Here is a 19,078-nt window from a genome sequence, read left to right on the forward strand (position 1 = left end):
CCCAAGAGCCCATGAACACCATCCTGATTCTGGAGCAGATGCTCAACGGGCTGCAGTTCGGCTTGATGCTGTTCCTGCTGGCCGCCGGGCTCACGCTGGTGTTCGGCATCATGGACATGATCAACCTGGCCCACGGCTCGCTGTATATGGTGGGCGCGTATCTGATCGCGTCCGTCGCACAGGCCACCGGCTCGTTCTGGTTGGGCCTGGGCTTTGGCATTGTGGGCGCAGCCATCTTTGGCATGCTGCTGGAAATGACCGTGCTGCGCCGCCTGTACCAGCGCGACCACGTGTCGCAGGTGCTGGGCACGTTTGCCATTTTGCTGATGTGCAATGAAGGCGTGCGCATGATATGGGGCTCGCAACCCCTGTCATTGAACCCGCCTGCGGCCTTGGGCGGCCCGGTGGAGTTGATCAGTGGTTTTTCTTACCCCGCCTACCGCCTGTTCATCATCGGCGTGGGTCTTTTGGTGGCGGGCTTGCTGTACTTGCTGATCGCCCACACCCGCGTCGGCATGCAGGTGCGCGCCGGTGCGGCCAACCGCGAGATGGCAATGGCCATGGGCACCAATGTGCAACGCCTCTTTACTGCTGTGTTTGGCGTGGGCGCCGCGCTGTGCGCAGTGGCCGGTGGCATGCTGGGGCCGCTGCTGGCGGTGCAGGTGGGCATGGGCGAGAGCATCTTGATCCTGGCCTTTGTCGTCATCGTCATTGGCGGGATTGGCTCCATACGTGGGGCCTTGCTGGGTGCACTGTTGGTCGGCATTGTGGACACCGCCGGCCGCACGCTGATCCCACCCTCGCTGGGGTATCTGGTCGGTCCCGAGGCCGCGTCCAACGCCGGCCCGGCAGTCGCCTCCATCCTGATCTATGTGCTGATGGCCGCTGTGTTGTTCTTTAAACCCCGGGGCCTGTTCCCCACCCACGGCTAAGCCAACCGTACGCATGCAGACGACACAGGACTCCTCCGCGCCAAGCCTGCTGGACCATACGCTGCAACTGCGCTGGTCATTGCCCGTGCTGGCCTTACTGGCGGCGTTGCCGCTGTTGGCATCGTTGGCGGGCGACACGTTTTATGTAGGCCTGGCCACCCGTATTTTGATATTTGCGTTGGCCGCCACCAGCCTGAATTTGATCCTCGGCTTTGGTGGCATGGTCAGCTTTGGCCATGCCGCGTTTGTGGGCGTGGGTGCCTACACGGTGGCTATCTTGATGCAAAGCGGTTTGGCGTCTGCCTGGGCCGCGTGGCCCATTGCCATGCTGGTCAGCGCTACTGCCGCGCTGCTGATTGGCTGGGTCAGCCTGCGCACACAGGGCGTGTACTTCATCATGATCACGCTGGCTTTTGCGCAGATGTTGTATTACCTGGTGGTCTCGCTCAAGGCCTATGGTGGTGACGACGGCATGTCGCTGGCCGGGCGCTCCAGCCTGGGCCTGGGTGTGAACCTTGGTGAAGACACACACCTCTACTACGTCACGCTGGCGCTGCTGGTGGTCGCCATGGTGCTGATTACCCGCCTGCTGAACGCCCGCTTTGGCCATGTGCTGCAAGCCATACGCGAGAACGAGGTCCGCATGACGGCGATTGGCTTCCCTGTGTTTCGCTACAAGCTGGTGGCCTTTGTGCTGGCTGGTGCACTGGCAGGTTTGGCGGGTGCACTCTTAGCCAACCAGGGCAGCTTTGTCAGCCCGGCGCTGATGCAGTGGAGCCAGTCCGGCATGCTGATGATCATGGTCATCCTGGGGGGAGTGGGCCATTTGTATGGCGGCGTGCTGGGCGCCATCGTCTTCTTGCTGCTGGAAGAATTTTTGAGCCACTACACCATCCACTGGCAACTGGGCCTGGGGGCGGTGTTGCTGGGTGTGGTGCTGCTGGCCCCCAATGGCCTGACGAGCATGCTGCGCCGCAAAGGGGCAGCAGCATGAGCGCAACCATCGTGTTGGACGTGCAAGGCCTCGTCAAACGCTTTGGCGGTCTGACCGCCACCGACCATGCCAACCTGGCCGTGCACCAAGGCCAGATCCACGCGCTGATTGGCCCCAACGGCGCTGGCAAGACCACGCTGATCCACCAGATATCGGGCGCACTGCAGTCCGACGCGGGCCGCATCGTTTTCAACGGTGCTGACATGGCGGGCATGCCCATGCATCTGCGCGCACGCAAGGGCCTGGTGCGCTCGTACCAGATCACCAGCATCTTCAAAAAGTTGTCCGTGCTGGACAACCTGGCACTGGCCGTGCAGGCGGTGGATGGCAGCAGCATGGCCTTCTGGCGCGCCGCGCGCAGCGAGCAGGCCCGCTATGCCAAAGCCACAGTCGTTGCAGAACGTGTGGGTCTGGGCAAACACCTGAGCCGCCTGTCTGGCGCACTGTCCCACGGTGAACAGCGCCAGCTGGAAGTAGGCTTGGCGCTAGCCACCCAACCGCAGTTGCTGTTGCTGGACGAACCTATGGCCGGCATGGGGCCAGACGAATCCGAACGCATGGTCACGCTACTGCAAAGCCTGCGCACCGAGACCACGATATTGCTGGTGGAGCACGACATGGACGCCGTGTTCCGCCTGGCCGACACCATCTCGGTACTGGTGTTTGGCAAGGTCATCGCCAGCGGCAACGCACAGGCCATACGCGACAACGCCGAGGTGCGCAAAGCCTACCTGGGTGATGAAGTGGAGGGTGTTCCATGACCGCACTGCTGGAGATCGACAACCTGCAAACTGCGTACGGCCCCAGCCAGGTGTTGTTTGGCATCAGCCTGCGCATAGAGGAAGGCGACGTGTCCACGCTGCTGGGCCGCAACGGCATGGGCAAGACCACCACCGTGCGCTCCCTGCTGGGCCTGACGTCCAGCCACAGCGGCACGGTGCGCTTCAGGGGTGAACGCATCGAGCGGCTCAGCGCCGACCGGATCGCGCGTATGGGCATGGCCGTGGTGCCCGAAGGCCGCATGATCTTCCCCACACTCAGCGTGGCCGAGAACCTGCGCGCCTTTGCCGGCAACCGCAATGCATCCAGCAACCCGTGGACGTTGGACCGCGTCTACGCGCTGTTCCCGCGCCTGGCCGAGCGTGCGCGCAACATGGGCAACCAGTTGTCGGGTGGCGAGCAGCAAATGCTGGCCATAGGCCGCGCGCTAATGACCAACCCCCACCTGTTGGTACTGGACGAAGCCACCGAAGGCCTTGCACCGCTGATACGCGAAGACATCTGGCACTGCCTGGCTACGCTGCGCGCCCAGGGCCAAAGCATTCTGGTCATCGACAAATATGTTCAGCGCCTGGTGCAACTGGCCGACCAGCACACCATCATCGAGCGCGGCCGTGTGGTGTGGGCGGGCAGCTCCCAGCAACTGGGTGCGGACCCCAGCCTGTGGCACCGCTACATCGGCGTCTAAGCCTATCCAAAAAATAGAGAGAGCGAGTTCACGATCATGACTACGACTACCCCGCCAACCAACACAGTATTGCAACCCGCCGACTGGGCGCGCCCCCGGGGTTACGCCAATGGCGTTATGGCCTGCGGCCAGACCGTGTGTGTTGCCGGCATGATCGGCTGGGACGCGCAGTGCCAATTTCACACCGATGATTTCGCCGGCCAGGTGCGCCAGGCGCTCTTGAACGTGGTGGCCGTGTTGCGCGAAGCTGGTGCCAAACCCGAACACATCGTGCGCATGACCTGGTACGTGACTGACAAACGCGAATACCTGGCTTCAGGGCGCGAGATTGGTTTGGCGTTCCGGGAGATCATTGGCAGCTTCAACGCAGCGATGACGGCAGTGCAGGTGTCGGCGCTGATCGAGGATCGGGCGAAGGTGGAGATTGAGGTGACAGCAGTTATTCCGGATTGAGTTTTAGCAGCTAAATGAGGCTGCAGCCCTCATCCAGCGAGCGTAACCAGCTACTGATTTTGTAGCATTTTTGGAGTGAATGGTCACGCCACCGCAGGCAGACGGTCCAGCAGTTTGTCCAGCGTAATGGGGTAGTCACGCACGCGCACGCCGGTGGCGTTGTAGATCGCATTCGCAATGGCGGCACCCACGCCACACAGCCCCAGCTCGCCGACGCCCTTGGCCTTCATTGGCGACGAGATCGGGTCAGTCTCATCCAGAAAGATCACGTCCTGGTGCGGTATGTCGCCATGCACAGGCACTTCATAACCTGCCATGTCGTGGTTGACGAAGAAGCCGCGGCGTTTGTCGACGGCCAGCTCTTCCATCAGCGCGGCGCCCACACCCATGGTCATCGCGCCAATCACCTGGCTGCGGGCGGACTTGGGGTTCAGGATGCGCCCGGCGGCACACACTGCCAGCATGCGGCGCACGCGTATTTCACCTGTAGCGGCGTCCACGCCTACCTCCACAAAATGCGCGCCGAACGTGGACTGCTGGTATTTTTTGGCCAGATCACCAAACTCGATGGCGTCTTGCGCCACCAGCCCGCCCGTGCCTGCCACCTGCGCCAGCGGCACAGACCGGTCACCCGTGCGCACCATGCCATCGGCAAACACCGCATCGGCCGGTGCCATGCCGGCTGCGCTGGCCACCATCTCGCGCAGCTTCATGCAGGCCGCGTACACGCCCGCTGTGGACGAGTTGCCGCCCCATTGACCGCCCGATCCGGATGACACCGGAAACGCCGAGTCTCCCAGCCGCACAAACACTTTCTCCAGCGGAACACCCATCACCTCTGCGGCCGTCTGCGCAATGATGGTGTACGAGCCGGTTCCGATGTCGGTCATGTCGGTTTCCACGGTGACCAGGCCCGTGTTGTCCAGCCGCACGCGGGCGCCGGATTTGGTGACCTGGTTGTTGCGGAAGGCCGCCGCCACCCCCATGCCCACCAGCCATTGCCCGTCCCGCACCTGGGCGGGCGTGGCTTTGCGCCGGTTCCACGCAAAGCGCTCGGCCCCCAGGCGCAGGCATTCGTTCAGCTGGCGTTGTGAGAAAGGGCGTTCTGGCTTTTGTGGATCAACCTGCGTATCGTTGAGGATGCGAAATTCCAACGGGTCGAGCTTGAGCTTCTCCGCCATCTCGTCCATCGCAATTTCAAGCGCCATCAAACCGGGTGCCTCGCCCGGCGCACGCATGGCGTTGCCTTCGGGCAGGTTCAGCACTGTCAGCCGGGTCTTGGTGATGCGATGGGGTGCGGCATACAACAGTCGGGTCTGGCTCACGGCCTTTTCCGGCTTGCCGCCGGGTAGGTCGCCCGACCAGCTCTCGTGCGCCATGGCGGCTATCTTGCCATCGGTCGACGCACCGATGCGTATGCGCTGTATCGTGGCCGGGCGGTGCACCGTGTTGTTGGCGATCAGCGGCCGCTGCAGCGCCACCTTGACCGGCTGCCCAGCAGCCCGCGCACCCAGCGCGGCGAGCAGCACATCGGCCCGTATGAACAGCTTGCCACCGAAGCCACCGCCGACGAATGGCGACACCATGCGCACATTCGCCTTGGGTATGTCCAGCGTTTTGGCGATGTCACTCACGCTCCAGTCCACCATCTGGTTTGAGGTCCACACGGTGAGCTTGTCACCTTGCCACGCAGCGGTGGTGGCGTGGGGCTCCATCATGGCGTGGGACTGGTCGGGCGTTGTGTACGTGGCTTCGAATTGCACGGGTGCTGCCGGGTACGCAGTGTCGAAGTCGCCGTAGCTGGTATCCGATGGGTCGCCCTTGTCGGTCGGTTTGGGCTTGAATGCATTGCGGGTCGCAGCAAGGTCGTATTCGCCCGCTTCCTGTGCGTACCGAACCTGCACCAGTTGTGCGGCGGCACGCGCCTGCTCAAAGGTCTTGGCCACCACCAGGGCGATGGCCTGGTGGTAGTGCTCAATGTCCGGCCCACCGAGCAGCTTGGCGGTGTTGAGCTTGCCTTTTCCCAACTTACCGGCGTTGCGGGCGGTGACGATGGTGAGCACGCCGGGGGCCGTGCGGGCAGCCGCCAGGTCCATGGATGCGATCTGTCCTTTCGCAATGCCTGCCCCCACCACATAACCATAGGCGGCATCGGGCGCGACATCGTGGCGTTCGTACGCGTAGGGCGCTACACCGGTGGTCTTGAGCGGGCCGTCGATGCGGTTGACGGGCTGGCCGACCACCTTGAGCTGGTCAATCGCGTTGGTGGTGGCGGGTGTGTTGAATTGCATGGTCATGTCCTTGCTTGGGCCAGCACGCTGGCGAGCGTGCGCTCCACCAGGCTCACTTTGAAGGCGTTGGCCGCAGTCGGCCGGGCGTCTGCCAGCAGCTGTGCGGTCATGGCCTTGGCACCCCCGGGCAGGGCTGCTTCCGCAGCCTCCAACCGCCAGGGCTTGTGCGCCACGCCACCCAGGGCCACGCGGCCCGAGCCGTCGCGCTGCACGATGGCCGCCACCGACACCAATGCGAATGCATACGAAGCACGGTCGCGCACCTTGCGGTAGATGTGGCTGCCACCGGCCGGGCGCGGCAGCGTCACCGCGGTGATGAGTTCGCCGCGCTCCAGCGTGGTCTCGATGTGCGGCGTGTCGCCCGGCAGCCGGTGAAAGTCCGCAATCGGGATCACGCGCATGCGGCCATCACCACGCACCGTGTGCACCGTGGCGTCCAGCACCCGCATGGCGACCGCCATATCGCTAGGGTGGGTGGCGATGCAGGCCTGGCTGGTGCCGATGATGCCGTGCTGGCGGTTCACGCCGTCCAGCGCGCTGCAGCCGCTGCCGGGTTGGCGTTTGTTGCAGGCCTGGTCGGTGTCGTAAAAATAAGCGCAGCGCGTACGCTGCAGCAGGTTGCCGGCGGTGGTGGCCTTGTTGCGCAACTGGCCGGACGCACCCGACAGTAGGGCGCGCGATAACACGGCATAGTCGCGCCGCACCCGGTCGTCCGCCGCCAGCGCGGTGTTGCGTACCAGCGCGCCCACCCGCAGCCCGCCGTCCGCCGTGGTTTCGATCTTGTCCAGCTTCAGTCCATTGACGTCCACGAGGTGGGTGGGGGCTTCCACCTGCAGCTTCATCAAGTCCAACAGGTTGGTGCCACCGGCAATGAACCGGGCGGTTGGGTTGCGAGCAACGGCCGCTGCCGCATCGGCGGGCTTTAGGGCGCGCTCGTAGGTAAAGGGCTTCATGTGCGCACCCCGGCCACTTCTGAGATGGCTTCGATAATGTTGGAGTAGGCGCCGCAACGGCAGATGTTGCCGCTCATGCGCTCGCGTAGCTCGTCCACCGACAGCAGGGGCCGCGCGGTCAGGTTGGCGCTGACATGGCTGGGGATGCCGCGGCGCACTTCGTCCAGCACGCCCACGGCAGAGCAAATCTGCCCGGGCGTGCAGTATCCGCACTGGTAACCATCGTGCTTAATGAAGGTGGCCTGCATGGGGTGCAGGGCCTTGGGTGTACCCAAGCCTTCAATGGTGGTGACCTTGGCGCCTTCGTGCATCACGGCCAGCGTCAAGCAAGAATTGATGCGGATGCCGTCCACCAGCACGGTGCAGGCGCCGCACTGCCCGTGGTCGCAGCCTTTCTTGGTGCCGGTCAAGTGCAGGTGCTCCCGCAACGCATCGAGCAATGTGGTTCGCGTGTCCAGCTCCAGTGTCTGCGGTTTGCCATTCACTTCCAGCGTGACCGTGGCCACCGGAATCGCCTCGGCTGGCGTGGTGGTCGCGGCAGAAGCCTGCTCGAGCGCGGCGGCCGTTGCGGCCGAGCCCGCCCCCACAATCAACAGGTCGCGGCGGGAAATGGTCAGGTAGTCTGAAATCTCCATGGGTACTCCAATCCATGTGCCGCAAGGGAGCTTGGGCGTGCTCCACAACATACACAGATGGGAGTCTGCCCGGTGTGCGAAGCCGCACATTTGAAGCGAAATATGCCTGAAGCCCTCGTGCGCCCGGCGTAAGCAGCTACTGATTTTGTAGCGGCTGCGGAGTAATTTTCTTGCGTTGGGGCGGCGCTTCGGTCTCGTTTTTGCCGAACACCTTCCCCAGCGCCCCCCCAATACGCGCCCCGATCACCGTGCCAATGCCGGGCAACACTGCGGTGCCGATGGCGGCCCCGGCGAAAAAGCCCGGCGGCACCGAGGCCTTGGGTTGGTGCACCGAGCCGCTCAGGGTGAACGGCACGCCCAGGGCGCCTTCGACCAGGTCCACGTTGCCGCTGGCTTCGATCTGGCCGTGGTAGACCGTGCCCTTGCCGGTAGCGGTGAACCTACCGGCCCGCGCGCGGATGTCCGTGCCGGTGACGCGCATACCTTCTGCGCCGTTTTGGGTATCCAGCTGGCCAGTCAACTCCTGCAACGGGGTCTGGCCATCGTGTTCCTTGCCGGCAGTGCGGATGGCTTTGTCCAGGTCAAATCGCAACAGCGCTGCACCATGGACCGAGAATTCCGTCCGCGTATGCAGCGATCGCGCAAGCAGGCCCGCTGTCTTACCATTGGCCGACACCACGGTCTGGCCCGTTGCTTTACCTGAAACGGGCGATCTGCGATTGAAGGTGGCCAGCGCGCTGGCCACCTCGATGCCACGGGGCGCCAGCAGGCCGCTCAACTGCATGGCTCCGTCTTCACTAGTCTGGAGTGCCACGTGCCCGTGCGCTGTGCCGCCGCCTACATGGATTTGCATCTGCCAGCGGTCGGCATCTGAATCGCGTGCAGCGGCCAGTGTGAACGGAGGGGTGGTTCCGGGGCGGCGTATTTCGGCATGGCGCGGACGCCAATGCGGGTCAAAGTCGACCTCGCCGTCGAAGCTGTTGGCCACGCCGCTGTAAGAGATCCAGGTCAGATTGCGCACCACCAGGCGTGCCAGCGGCACACCGTCACTTTCACGTTCAAACTCGTTGATGCCCTGCGTATGGAGGTTGAGTGCATGCAGTGAGTTGCGGGGAATGACAGCATCGTCCACTTCCACGCGCCCGAAGACTAATTGGCGGTGCAACAGCAGCGTGCGCAACTGGGGGTAAGCACTGAGCCGGCCAATGACCACTGGCACTGGCTGCTGGGTACGCGCGTCGCGGATGGTGATGACCGGCACAGGCAATAGGCTCCACTCGACGGCTGCGATGGAGAGTTTGACGTTAAACCGTTGCTCCACCTCGGCACCCAGGCGGGCCGCTAATTCCTGTTCGGTCGGCATCCACCACACCAACGCGAACCCGGCCACTGCCAGCACTGCGATAGCTGCAATTCCGAACCTGATGGCCCACCGGTGCGAAGCCTTCATGGTTGAACGCAATCAAAAAAGTTGATACTAGGGGGGCATCGTATCAGCGGGGGCGTGGTCCGCGCCCTGAGCACCTGATCGGCCGTGGTTGTTGGCCGTCTGCGGTTCGGCGGGTTGAACACCGTCGCCGGGGTCTGCGCCGTCAGAAGCACGTGCCAGTGGCGTGGTGCGGATCTGGAAGATCGAAAACCACTGCTTGGCTTCGCTTTTAATAGGCCGGGTGCGTGCGCCTAGGTATGTCATGCGCGCATGTTCGCGCCATTGCCTGGGTATGTATGTTCGTTCGCTAACATTGAGGGGCGGTACACAGCGTGGTCACGGTGTGTACTGCACTCACAAACTGTACGGGAGTCTTAAACATGAAAAAAAACCTTATCGCCGCATGCATTTTTGTTGGCACCTTTATGCCGGCCTTTGCGGCAGCGCCGTCCGTCGAATCGCTGGACGCCCTGTTTGAAGTAACTCGTACTGAGGCACTGGTGGACTCGTTATCGGCGACCATCGACCAAAACATGCGTCTGAGCATGGAGCAGTCTGTAGCGGGCCAAAAGCTCACCGATACCCAACGTAAGTTGCTAGACACGACGGCCCAGAAAACGCTGAAGATCGTTCGGGAAGAGATAACTTGGGCCAAGCTCAAACCGGTGTACGTGGGCATTTACCAGGAAAGCTTGTCGCAGGAAGATATTAACGGGCTGGTAGCCTTCTACCGCAGCCCAGCGGGAGATGCCATGGTCAAAAAAATGCCCCTGGTCATACAGAAATCGATGGCGGCGGTGCAGGCCATGCTCGCGCCAATGATTGAAAAGCTGAAAACCGCCCAGGCCGAAGCGATTGGTGAAGTCAAAGCCGCTAAATAGCGCTTGGCGCGAAGGGCCGGCGCTACTGCGCGGTTTTAGCCAGCGTCTTTGCTCAAAAAGTCCACCAGCGCGCCATTCACCTGGCGCAGGCGCTGGCTCAGCAGCCGGGTGACCCGTAGCAATAGCTTGATGCCCAAGGCCTCGTTGACCACCAGGATGCGCTCGAACTGGGCCTTGGGTAGCACGGCCAGCACACAGGCCTCAGTGGCGATACAGGTGGCGGAGCGGTTCTCGCCGTCGATCGCCGCCATTTCACCAAAGGTGCGCCCGGCCACGATATGGGTTACCACTTGCGCAACGCCGGCGGCGTCTTTCTTGCGCACCTCGATTTCGCCCGACAGCAATAGGCCCATAGCGTCTCCCTCATCGCCCTCTTCAAACAGCAGTTCGCCAGCCTTGGCACGGTAGCCCGCCATGTGCGAGCTCAGTGTATCGAGCTCGTCCCACGACCAATCCCTGAACAGCGGCGAGCGCGACAGGGAATCACAAACCTCGATGCGAAACGCACGAGACTTCGGGATGGCTTCGAGTGAATGGGTTTGCATGGGTTGACAGTTTATCGCGCCCAGGTGGCCGTGGTGTAGGGCCCGCAAACGGCCAGTTCGATTCCGTACCTCGCAGGCTTGTACGTGTGTCGTGCACCTGCAAGCACCTGCATTGCCTTATGTGTCTTCGGTTTTGTGCGGCAAGTTGTGGAAGTAAAGACATTCAATTTTGCTATGTGCGTCTGCGAACAGTCATGCCACGTCTAGAGGAATAACGTCTGCCTTTCATAAACGGCCTCGCGGCCAATCATTGAAGGGAAGACTTTATGAAGACTGTAGGAAAGCTGTTGGGCTGCGCTCTGGCACTCACGTGCGCAAGCGTTATGGCCGTTGAACAAGCACCCGCCAGCGCAAGTGCAAGCTCTGCGCCGCGCGGGCAGATGTCAACCAATGTCGACAACACCAACATCAACAATCGCGACAAGAGCGGAGCTACCAAGACTCCCGAAGACCAATCCAACAGCACGCGAGACCGCGAGCTGCTGGCGGCGGTACGGCGCGCCATCGTTGATGACAAGTCCTTGTCCACAATGGCGCACAACGCCAAGATCATGGTGGAAGGCGGCACCGCTACCTTGCGCGGTCCGGTCAAGAGCGCAGAGGAAAAAGCCAAGCTGGAAATGCTTGCAAAGAACGTCAAAGGTATCACCAAGACTGACAACCAGTTGGACGTGAAAACTGGCGACACAAGCAAATAAGTTTTTTTAACCCCAAGGAGTTCACATGTCAAAGAACGCAGTTTTCTGTATTGCCAAAGACCGTAGCCAGGCTGAGGCGATTGTTGAAGCTTTGAAAACCACCGGTTTCCCCAGCACCGATATCTCTGTGCTGCTGCCAGACAAGTCGGGCACCCGTGATTTCGCCCACGAGCAAAATACCAAGCTGCCTGAGGGTGCCACTACAGGCGTCGTCGCTGGCATGGGCGGCGGTGCGATCCTGGGCTGGCTGGCCGGGATTGGCACTCTGGCCATCCCTGGCGTAGGCCCTTTCATTGCCGCCGGCCCCATCATGGCAGCCCTTGGTGGTGCGGCTGTAGGCGGTGCCACCGGCGGCATCATCGGCGCGCTGGTTGGCATGGGTATCCCCGAGTACGAAGCCAAGCATTACGATGGAAAAATCACTGAAGGCAACACGCTGATCTCCGTGCACACCGATGACTCTGATGAGGAGCGTAAGGTTCGCGACATCTATGAAAGCATGGGTGCCGAGGACATTAAATCCACCAGCGAGGCTTCAGTGCCGAGCTAAGGCTTTGTTTGAGGCATGTCTGCGATTTAGCAGACATTAGTGGCCGCCAGTGCACTTGTAACAAGTGCACTGGCGGTTTTCATTTTGGCTCAACAGATGCGTTGCACCTCGTCAAGGTGTAGTCTTCTTTTCTCCCTGGTTGTGAGAGCCCGTGGGTGAGCCAGAATTCTTATCTGCTCGGCCCTCGTCCGAGCGCTTGCCGCCCTTAGCGGCGGTGTCCTTTACCGGCTTGTCTTTGCCGCCTGTGCTGTCTTTGGAATTTTGAGGCATGGTGGTTCCCATTATTTTGATAAACGTGGCAAAAGCGCCGCTTGCACGTTAATGGCTCTGCAAGCGCGCTTCTGTTCGATGTCAAACACAGATGGAGCCTAGAATGAGCTCCACCCGCCGCGCTGGAGCCGACCTTTGAAACTCTCCGTCTATATCACCGATCACGCAGATGAAATACTCACCGAGTGGGATTCGTTTGCTGAGACATTGGCGCCCGCCGCCATGACGCGCAAAGCTCTGCGCGACCATGCGCGCCAAATGCTCTTGGCCATCGCACAGGACATTGATACCGTCCAAAACGAGGCAGAAGGCGTGGAGAAATCGCAGGGCCATGCGCCCGACACGTTTCCACAGAGCGCCGCGTCCATTCATGGCACGTTACGGGAGGACAGCGGATTCACCCTGGTTCAACTGGCAGCCGAATTCCGCGCGCTACGGGCCAGCGTGCTGCGCCTGTGGCTGGGCGAGGTCGTTACCTTTGATAAGGCCGTGACGCGAGACATCGTGCGCTTCAATGAAGCGGTCGATCAAGCGTTGGCAGAGTCCGTCGCCACGTTCTCTGATCGCAGCGGAGAGACGCGCGACCGTTTTCTCGCGGTGCTGGGCCATGACCTGCGAACACCGCTGTCTGCCATTAGCATGTCAGGCCACCTGCTCGTACTGTGTCCAAACGATGCCAGTAGGAATGTAGATATTGGGCAAAGGCTGCAGCGCAGCGCCGCGACGATGACGGCCATGGTTAACGATTTGCTGGAGTATTCGCGTACCAAGCTCGGCGGAGTGATGCCCTTCGAGCCGGAGCACGGTGACCTTGGCGAGGTTACGCAGGCCGCTGTCAACGATGCCCGGCTGGCCAATCCCAAATGTGATTTCGCTATCACGCTGCACAATGACCTGACGGGCGAATTTGATGCGGTGCGTATGCAGCAGGTCATCATGAACCTGCTGGCCAATGCGGCCCAATACCGCGCACCCGGAACCCCAGTGGCGGTGACTGTGTGGGGCCAAGATTTAGACCTTGCTATTTCGGTACACAACCGCGGGACGCCCATACCGGACGCATCGCTGAAGACCATTTTCAACGCCCTGGTCCAGCTGCCGGCGGGCAGCGAGACGGCGGGCAGACCGAGCACCAGCATGGGCCTGGGACTTTTTGTCGCACGCGAAATCGTACGGACCCACGGCGGGAAAATTGACGCTACTTCGACTGAAGACGAAGGTACCGTTTTTCGTGTGACGATCCCACGCACCGTTCCGCAAAAGCTGGACTGAGCTGCAGCCGGGAAGCACCTGGGCACCAATCTGGACCGCAACAAGCGCTACGATGTCAGACCAGCTGCCGCTGTGGGTACAGGTCAACACGGATGTTGAAGTGCAACGGCTGGACCAGTTGATCCAGACGCGCGGGGGATGAACTACGGTCCGGCCCGCATCAGAGTTGTGTGCCCACCAGAGAAGCCAACGCCTCCCCTATGCGCTCACGCACGGGGCGTGCAAGCCAGTCGGCGTAGGTGACACGGCGTGACTTTGCGAGATCAGCCTCAAACGTGGCCGTCTGCGCGCTGGCAAAAACCGTATCGACAACATTCAATGTCGCTTCGTCGTTGAGCCTGAACGACCGATTGTCGAAGTTGGTGGAGCCCACTGAGACCAGCAAGCCGTCGACGATCATCACCTTGCAGTGGTACATGGTGGGCGCATATTCCGCGATTACGGCACCGGCGGCGAGCAGCGGCCCCCAGGTAGCGCGGGACGCGGTGCGCACGGTCTCGCTGTCGATGAATTCACCTGGCACTACGATGCGCAGTTTGACGCCGCGCTGTATCGCCTCTACGAGGGCTTGCAGGGTCAGCGGGTCGGGCACGAAGTAAGCCGCAGATAGGTCAATGGACCGGGTAGCGGCGGTCACGGCCAGCAGATACATCAGTTGCATACTCTCACTGCCACCCGTCGGTGAACTGCTGAACATCTGCGCCGATGCCGGTCCCGCTGGCGATATCACCGGGAAGTACGCGGGGCCATGCAGGACGTGGCCCGTAACCTTTATCCAGTTGTCAATGAAGACCGATTGCATTTGCGCGACCACGGGGCCAGTTACCTCGAAATGTGTGTCACGCCAGTGCGCAGGATCTTGCGCGTGGCCGGTCCAGGGTGACGCCACGCCAACGCCTCCCGTAAAGCCTACACGGCCATCAACGACCAGCAGCTTGCGATGGGTACGGTTGTTCAGCCGCCCCAGATGTGACCAGTGCGGTGGATGGAAACGCTTGACCTGAACGCCAGCCTGTACCATCTTGTCGACCAGCTTTTCGTCCATCTTCACGCTGCCCACCCAGTCGAGCAGGACATGCACTTTGACCCCGTTGCGGGCACGTTCGGCCAAAGCGTCGGCGAAGGTCTGACCAATGTCACCTGACCAATAAATATAGGTCTCGAAGGTGATGGATTCTGTGGCGCCGCGAATTGCCGCGAGCATTGGCGGGAATATCTCATCCCCATTAAGCAAGGCACGAACTTTTGTGCCTGGGAGGAACGCCGGTCCCAGAAGCACACCGAGTTCATGCATGAATCGGGGATCATCCAACGCGAAGTGGCGTTCTACGTGTCGCTCGATTTTTGTTTCACCGCCGACGAAGTTGGAGAACAGCAATCCGGCAACCAGACACAGGCCGGCCACGATGGCTGCAGTCGCAAACCAACGTGGGCGTCCACGGAGTGATCGCCACTGGCTATACAGCGACCTGGACGCTCTTGTTTGCATTGGGGCCTATCGCTCGAGGTGCATCCCGTCGAATCCCTCAAAGGACATCATGTCCAACTCGACACGGGTGATCGCCAGCGACAGCCAGATCCAGGCTACCAGACCGATTGTTGGCAGAACGACCAGACCCAGCAGGGAGAAGAAGGTAGCTGCAGTCATGGCCTTACCACTGGCACGGTTGTGGCCTGACCATTGTTGTCGCTGGGTGCGTAGCCATAATTCATTTCAGGTCCTGTCGGCGAATCTGGCTGCGGCCGCAAGGGATTGCGGCTGTTCATGCCATTCACACGGACAAGATGCTAAGCGCCCGGGCAAGAGCGCTCTGTGCGATGACACACCCAATTTTCCACGGCAACGTGCAGCGCTAAGGCGTCACCGGGTCGCCGCGGGGTTTTAGACGTGGCGCCGTTTGCCGTCTCAATCGAGAGAGATGTTTTGGGCCTTGATAAGTTTGTGCCAGCGAACAGTTTCAGTGCGGATCAAGTCACCATACTGCTGGGGTGTGCTTGCGATCGGCTCAATACCAAAGTCGATGAGTTTTTGCCGAATGGCGGGTTGATTGATCGCAGCCGCTATTTGCTTTTGCAAAGCGTTCACAGTCTCGGCGGGCGTGCCTGCCGGAACCACGACACCAGTCTGCGCCGATGCCTCTACATTTTTGAAACCCAATTCTGCGAAAGTCGGTACATCGGGCAACTGGGGCAGCCGGGTAGCGTTCGCGACAGCCAGAGGACGGATTTTTCCACCCTTGATAAATCCTCCACCTGCAGCCAAGTCGACCATCATGGCGGAAATTTGTCCACCCGCCAGGTCAGTCAGCGATGGCGCTGCCCCGCGGTAGGGGATGTGCACCATGTGAAGGCCAGCGCTGACTTTCAACAACTCCATTGCCAGGTGGTGCGGGCTTCCTGCTCCTGCAGAACCGTAATTGACCTTTCCTGGATTGGCTTTGGCCTTTGCGATGAAATCTTTCGCGTCCTTTGCGTCAGAGCCGGGTCCAACCACCAGAACCATGGGGAACTTTCCCATCAGCGTGACGGGCGTCAGGTCTTTTTCTGGGTTGTAGGAAAGTTTGGAATAGAGCGCCGTGTTAAAGACCATCGTACCGTTGTCGGCGGAAAGAATGGTGTAGCCGTCAGCGGTGGAGCGGGCTACCTCGGCTGCCGCAATGGACGTGTTCCCCCCAGCCTTGTTATCAACGACGATGGGTTGTCCCACCTGGCTAGAAAGCTGCTGGGCAATGGTGCGCGCCAGGAAATCAGAACCACCACCTGCTGGGTAGGGTACAACCCAACGAATGGACTTGGCTGGGTAGGCCTGCGCCTGCGCCATCGGTGCAAAGCTGACAAGTGGTAACACGGCCATCAGGCCCGTTGCAAGACGGCGTTTCATCATCATGGATTTCTTTCCCGTTAAAGAGTTGCTGCGCACGATATTACTCCCGGAACTGATTGGCGAAGCGCAGCCAGGCTGGCCTCCTCAGCCAAAATGGAATATTTGCCGAGCCTGACCGAAATACCCTTCCATTCCATTCAATCTACCGTGGTGCCCAACAAACGAAAGGGATTCATCCTTACCCGCCACTGGCAGGATACAGCTGTGGGCACCCAGATCGAGTACTGGCTGGCCACGGACGCTGGGCCTTTGAGAGTGTTGCTGGCTGCGCAGACCTCCGTGGCCTTTGTCGAGACCCGGTTCCGGGCGGCGGTGGAAGCGTATCTCCCAGCTATGCCCGGGATGCAGCTACGCGAACTCGATTTGAAGACCTTCCAGCAAGGCCCTGTCATCGGCGTCTATGCCAGGCAGTTTCGCCAACTCGGGCAATTGGCGCGCAAGCTTGCACCGCAGAACATTCCGTTGCTCGAAGCCGACGTGCGTCCGCATGATCGCTACCTGATGGAACGCTTTATCACGGCTGGCGTATCGGTGGAAGGCGGTCAGGTCGAGCAATCCACTGTCATCGACTGCAGGCTCAAGCCAGAGCCTGACTTCCGCCCTGTGCTGAAGGTCGTGTCTCTGGACATAGAGACCAGTGAAAACGAGGAGCTGTATTCCGTCGCGCTGGACGGCATGCCGGAGCGCTTGGTCTTCATGCTGGGGGAGCCTCCTTCAGCGTCCACTGAGCCTTTGGACTTTGCACTCATCTACCTTCCAACCCGCAAGGCCATGGTCGAGAGCCTCAACGATTGGTTCGCACGCAACGACCCGGACGTCATCATCGGGTGGAGCGTCATCCAGTTCGACCTGCGGGTGCTGCAGAAGACGGCCGACCAGTGCGGAGTCCCGCTCCTGCTGGGTCGCGAGCGCAGCCCCACCGCGTGGCGTACGCATCCGGGCAAGCAAGGCTACCTTTTCGCGCCCACGCCGGGCCGGTTGATAGTGGACGGCATTGAGGCCCTCAGGGCGGCGGTATGGAGCTTTCCATCGTTCAGCCTGGAGGCCGTCTCGCAGGCGCTGCTGGGCGAGGGCAAAGCCATAGGCGACGAGTACGACAAGATGGCCGAGATCAATCGGCGTTACCGCGAAGACAAACCAGCGCTGGCCACATACAACATCCGCGACTGTGAGCTGGTCTTGCGCATTTTCGACAAAGCGCAGCTGCTGCAGTTTGTCATGGAACGGGCGCACACGACCGGCCTGGCTGCCGACCACTTTGGTGGCTCCATTGCCGCATTTAGCCACCACTATCTGCCGCGCATGCACCGGCTGGGCTACGTGGCTCCCAACGTGGGCGAGATCCAGCGCAAGGCCTATCCGGGTGGCTATGTGATGGACTCGAAGCCGGGTTTCTACGATTCCGTCTTGGTGCTGGACTACAAGAGTCTGTACCCCTCCATCATCCGCACCTATTGCGTGGACCCGGTGGGGTATGCGGAAGGGCAGCACTCCAGTGACCCTGCGTCCCAGATCAAGGGCCCAATGGGGACGCTGTTTTCGCGCAACAAGCACTGCCTGCCAGAAATCGTGACCACGCTCTCACGCAGTCGGGACGAGGCCAAGCGGGTTAAAAACGAACCCCTGTCGCAGGCGCTGAAGCTGCTGATGAACTCGTTCGCCGGGGTTTTGGGTGCAACCGAGTGCCGCTTCTTCAACCCGGAGCTGGTGTCGGCGGTGACCTTGCGCGGGCACGAGATCGTGAAGCGTACGCAAGTGTTCGTCGAGAACCGTGGGTATGAAGCCATCTATGGTGACACCGACTCGATCTTCATCTGGTTGGGGCGCACCCACACGAATGCAGAGGCGCACGCCGTAGCGGCAGAACTGGTGCGCGATATCAACGCCTGGTGGACGCGTACGCTGCACGAGGAGCAGGGCCTGGAGAATTTCCTTGAGATCGAATTCGATACGCACTACAAGAAGTTTTTCATGCCCACCGTCCGTGGCTCCGACGTCGGCAGCAAGAAGCGATACGCTGGCCTGAGCACGGACGCGGTGGAAAAGGAAGAGATGGTCTTCCGCGGTCTGGAAATGGCCCGCAGCGACTGGACGCCGTTGGCGCGGCAGTTCCAAGAAGGCTTGCTCTCGCGCATCTTCCATGACCAGCCCTACCGCGAGTTTGTGACGGACTATGCGCATGCCACACTGGCAGGCGTAAAAGATGAATTGTTGGTGTACCGCAAACGCCTTCGCCATCGTCTGGATGCGTATCTGGTCAACGTCCCGCCGCAGGTGCGTGCCGCCAGGATGGCTGATGAGCACAACCTGCGCGTGAACCGGCCGGCGCAGTACCAGAACGGTGGCTGGATTCGGTATGTCATGACGAAGAACGGCCCCGAGCCGCTGGAGAATCACCAGTCACGCGTTGACTATGAGCACTATCTCACGAAGCAGTTGATGCCGATCGCAGATGCCATCCTCCACCCTTTGGGGGACAGCTTCACCGCGTTGGTTTCTGCGCAGCAGGGCCTCTTCTAATCAGCCAAACTCAAAGCCACAGAAAATAGCCATTTTGATACCGAGCCCCTTGTGAACCAACCACTTGTCCATGCCGAACTGATCGCCGCTTTCAGGAGGGCCGAGATCGATGCTGCTCATAAGCTCGGATTGGTCAATGTCGTCGCCAAAAAGGGGCCCAAAGCCATTCAGGCTGCCGTCGAAACAGCGGCAAAGGCCGCTAAACGCAGGGATTCGTTCGCAAAGAAGCTGCAAGCTTTGGGGATAGACCCAAACGCATCAGATAGCCCGCCGAGATAGTCTGTCGATGGGTGGAGTTAATAG

The 19,078-nt window shown here is 60.9% G+C and carries 21 protein-coding genes; 11 read left to right on the plus strand and 10 right to left on the minus strand.

From position 1 onward, the window contains the following. Positions 1–11 precede the first annotated feature (11 nt). From AC097P_RS06965 to AC097P_RS06985, 5 genes are read left to right on the plus strand one after another with little or no spacing between them, the layout of a single operon-like run. The gene (locus AC097P_RS06965) at positions 12–932 is read left to right on the plus strand and encodes a branched-chain amino acid ABC transporter permease (RefSeq protein WP_479609669.1); all 921 of its coding nucleotides are present in this window, start codon (positions 12–14) and stop codon (positions 930–932) included. Positions 933–945: 13 nt separating this feature from the next. Then, positions 946–1,926 carry a branched-chain amino acid ABC transporter permease gene (locus AC097P_RS06970; RefSeq protein WP_479609670.1) on the plus strand — a complete coding sequence of 327 codons (981 nt, stop codon included), beginning with the start codon at positions 946–948 and terminating at the stop codon, positions 1,924–1,926. Then, positions 1,923–2,687 carry an ABC transporter ATP-binding protein gene (locus tag AC097P_RS06975; protein ID WP_479609671.1) on the plus strand — a complete coding sequence of 255 codons (765 nt, stop codon included), beginning with the start codon at positions 1,923–1,925 and terminating at the stop codon, positions 2,685–2,687. The genes AC097P_RS06970 and AC097P_RS06975 overlap by 4 nt, the downstream gene beginning before the upstream one ends. Next, entirely contained in the window at positions 2,684–3,394 is a 711-nt protein-coding gene (locus tag AC097P_RS06980) for an ABC transporter ATP-binding protein (RefSeq protein WP_479609672.1), read from the plus strand. The genes AC097P_RS06975 and AC097P_RS06980 overlap by 4 nt, the downstream gene beginning before the upstream one ends. Positions 3,395–3,430: 36 nt before the next feature. Beyond that, on the plus strand, positions 3,431–3,847 hold the full coding sequence (locus tag AC097P_RS06985) for a RidA family protein (protein WP_479609673.1): 417 nt from the start codon (positions 3,431–3,433) through the stop codon (positions 3,845–3,847). An 83-nt stretch (positions 3,848–3,930) separates the two neighbouring features. Here AC097P_RS06985 and paoC read toward each other — a convergent pair whose 3' ends face one another. From paoC to AC097P_RS07010, 5 genes are all read right to left on the minus strand, one after another. Next, complete coding sequence (gene paoC, locus AC097P_RS06990) at positions 3,931–6,138, minus strand: aldehyde oxidoreductase molybdenum-binding subunit PaoC (RefSeq protein ID WP_479609674.1); 2,208 nt, start codon at positions 6,136–6,138, stop codon at positions 3,931–3,933. A 2-nt stretch (positions 6,139–6,140) separates the two neighbouring features. Next, positions 6,141–7,091 carry an FAD binding domain-containing protein gene (locus tag AC097P_RS06995; RefSeq protein WP_479609675.1) on the minus strand — a complete coding sequence of 317 codons (951 nt, stop codon included), beginning with the start codon at positions 7,089–7,091 and terminating at the stop codon, positions 6,141–6,143. Beyond that, complete coding sequence (gene paoA / locus AC097P_RS07000) at positions 7,088–7,726, minus strand: aldehyde dehydrogenase iron-sulfur subunit PaoA (protein WP_479609676.1); 639 nt, start codon at positions 7,724–7,726, stop codon at positions 7,088–7,090. Before paoA ends, AC097P_RS06995 begins: the two co-directional genes overlap by 4 nt. Before the next feature lie 136 nt (positions 7,727–7,862). Beyond that, positions 7,863–9,176 carry a glycine zipper domain-containing protein gene (locus AC097P_RS07005; protein ID WP_479609677.1) on the minus strand — a complete coding sequence of 438 codons (1,314 nt, stop codon included), beginning with the start codon at positions 9,174–9,176 and terminating at the stop codon, positions 7,863–7,865. Between the two features lie 27 nt (positions 9,177–9,203). Next, positions 9,204–9,419 carry a hypothetical protein gene (locus tag AC097P_RS07010; RefSeq protein WP_479609678.1) on the minus strand — a complete coding sequence of 72 codons (216 nt, stop codon included), beginning with the start codon at positions 9,417–9,419 and terminating at the stop codon, positions 9,204–9,206. Between the two features lie 116 nt (positions 9,420–9,535). Between AC097P_RS07010 and AC097P_RS07015 the strand changes: the two genes are divergently transcribed. Next, positions 9,536–10,036, plus strand: coding sequence for a DUF2059 domain-containing protein (locus tag AC097P_RS07015; protein WP_479609679.1), 501 nt, complete (start codon positions 9,536–9,538; stop codon positions 10,034–10,036). A gap of 35 nt (positions 10,037–10,071) precedes the next feature. Here the strand turns inward: AC097P_RS07015 and AC097P_RS07020 are convergent, their stop codons facing one another. Further along, positions 10,072–10,581 carry a Crp/Fnr family transcriptional regulator gene (locus AC097P_RS07020; protein ID WP_479609680.1) on the minus strand — a complete coding sequence of 170 codons (510 nt, stop codon included), beginning with the start codon at positions 10,579–10,581 and terminating at the stop codon, positions 10,072–10,074. 266 nt (positions 10,582–10,847) lie between these two features. Here AC097P_RS07020 and AC097P_RS07025 point away from each other — a divergent pair, with 266 nt between their 5' ends. Next, a complete protein-coding gene (locus AC097P_RS07025; RefSeq protein ID WP_479609681.1) occupies positions 10,848–11,279 on the plus strand; it encodes a BON domain-containing protein in 432 nt (143 codons plus the stop codon). 25 nt (positions 11,280–11,304) lie between these two features. Then, entirely contained in the window at positions 11,305–11,829 is a 525-nt protein-coding gene (locus AC097P_RS07030; RefSeq protein ID WP_479609682.1) for a hypothetical protein, read from the plus strand. 111 nt (positions 11,830–11,940) lie between these two features. On the opposite strand, the gene AC097P_RS07035 is transcribed toward AC097P_RS07030, so the two are convergent. Then, the gene (locus tag AC097P_RS07035; protein ID WP_479609683.1) at positions 11,941–12,099 is read right to left on the minus strand and encodes a hypothetical protein; all 159 of its coding nucleotides are present in this window, start codon (positions 12,097–12,099) and stop codon (positions 11,941–11,943) included. Positions 12,100–12,234: 135 nt separating this feature from the next. Between AC097P_RS07035 and AC097P_RS07040 the strand changes: the two genes are divergently transcribed. Next, positions 12,235–13,371, plus strand: a complete 1,137-nt coding sequence (locus tag AC097P_RS07040) for an ATP-binding protein (protein ID WP_479609684.1) — start codon at positions 12,235–12,237, stop codon at positions 13,369–13,371. A 160-nt stretch (positions 13,372–13,531) separates the two neighbouring features. Here AC097P_RS07040 and AC097P_RS07045 read toward each other — a convergent pair whose 3' ends face one another. Further along, positions 13,532–14,575: a phospholipase D-like domain-containing protein gene (locus AC097P_RS07045; protein ID WP_479609685.1), complete on the minus strand. Its 1,044-nt coding sequence runs from the start codon at positions 14,573–14,575 to the stop codon at positions 13,532–13,534. Between the two features lie 84 nt (positions 14,576–14,659). Between AC097P_RS07045 and AC097P_RS07050 the strand changes: the two genes are divergently transcribed. After that, the gene (locus AC097P_RS07050; protein ID WP_479609686.1) at positions 14,660–14,818 is read left to right on the plus strand and encodes a hypothetical protein; all 159 of its coding nucleotides are present in this window, start codon (positions 14,660–14,662) and stop codon (positions 14,816–14,818) included. Positions 14,819–14,866: 48 nt separating this feature from the next. Here AC097P_RS07050 and AC097P_RS07055 read toward each other — a convergent pair whose 3' ends face one another. Further along, on the minus strand, positions 14,867–15,019 hold the full coding sequence (locus AC097P_RS07055) for a hypothetical protein (RefSeq protein ID WP_479609687.1): 153 nt from the start codon (positions 15,017–15,019) through the stop codon (positions 14,867–14,869). Between the two features lie 258 nt (positions 15,020–15,277). After that, on the minus strand, positions 15,278–16,252 hold the full coding sequence (locus tag AC097P_RS07060; protein WP_479610419.1) for a Bug family tripartite tricarboxylate transporter substrate binding protein: 975 nt from the start codon (positions 16,250–16,252) through the stop codon (positions 15,278–15,280). Between the two features lie 96 nt (positions 16,253–16,348). Here AC097P_RS07060 and AC097P_RS07065 point away from each other — a divergent pair, with 96 nt between their 5' ends. After that, on the plus strand, positions 16,349–18,775 hold the full coding sequence (locus tag AC097P_RS07065; protein ID WP_479609688.1) for a DNA polymerase II: 2,427 nt from the start codon (positions 16,349–16,351) through the stop codon (positions 18,773–18,775). The last annotated feature ends 303 nt before the right edge of the window (positions 18,776–19,078 follow it).

The sequence above is a fragment of the Rhodoferax sp. ZS1R8 genome (assembly GCF_056521325.1).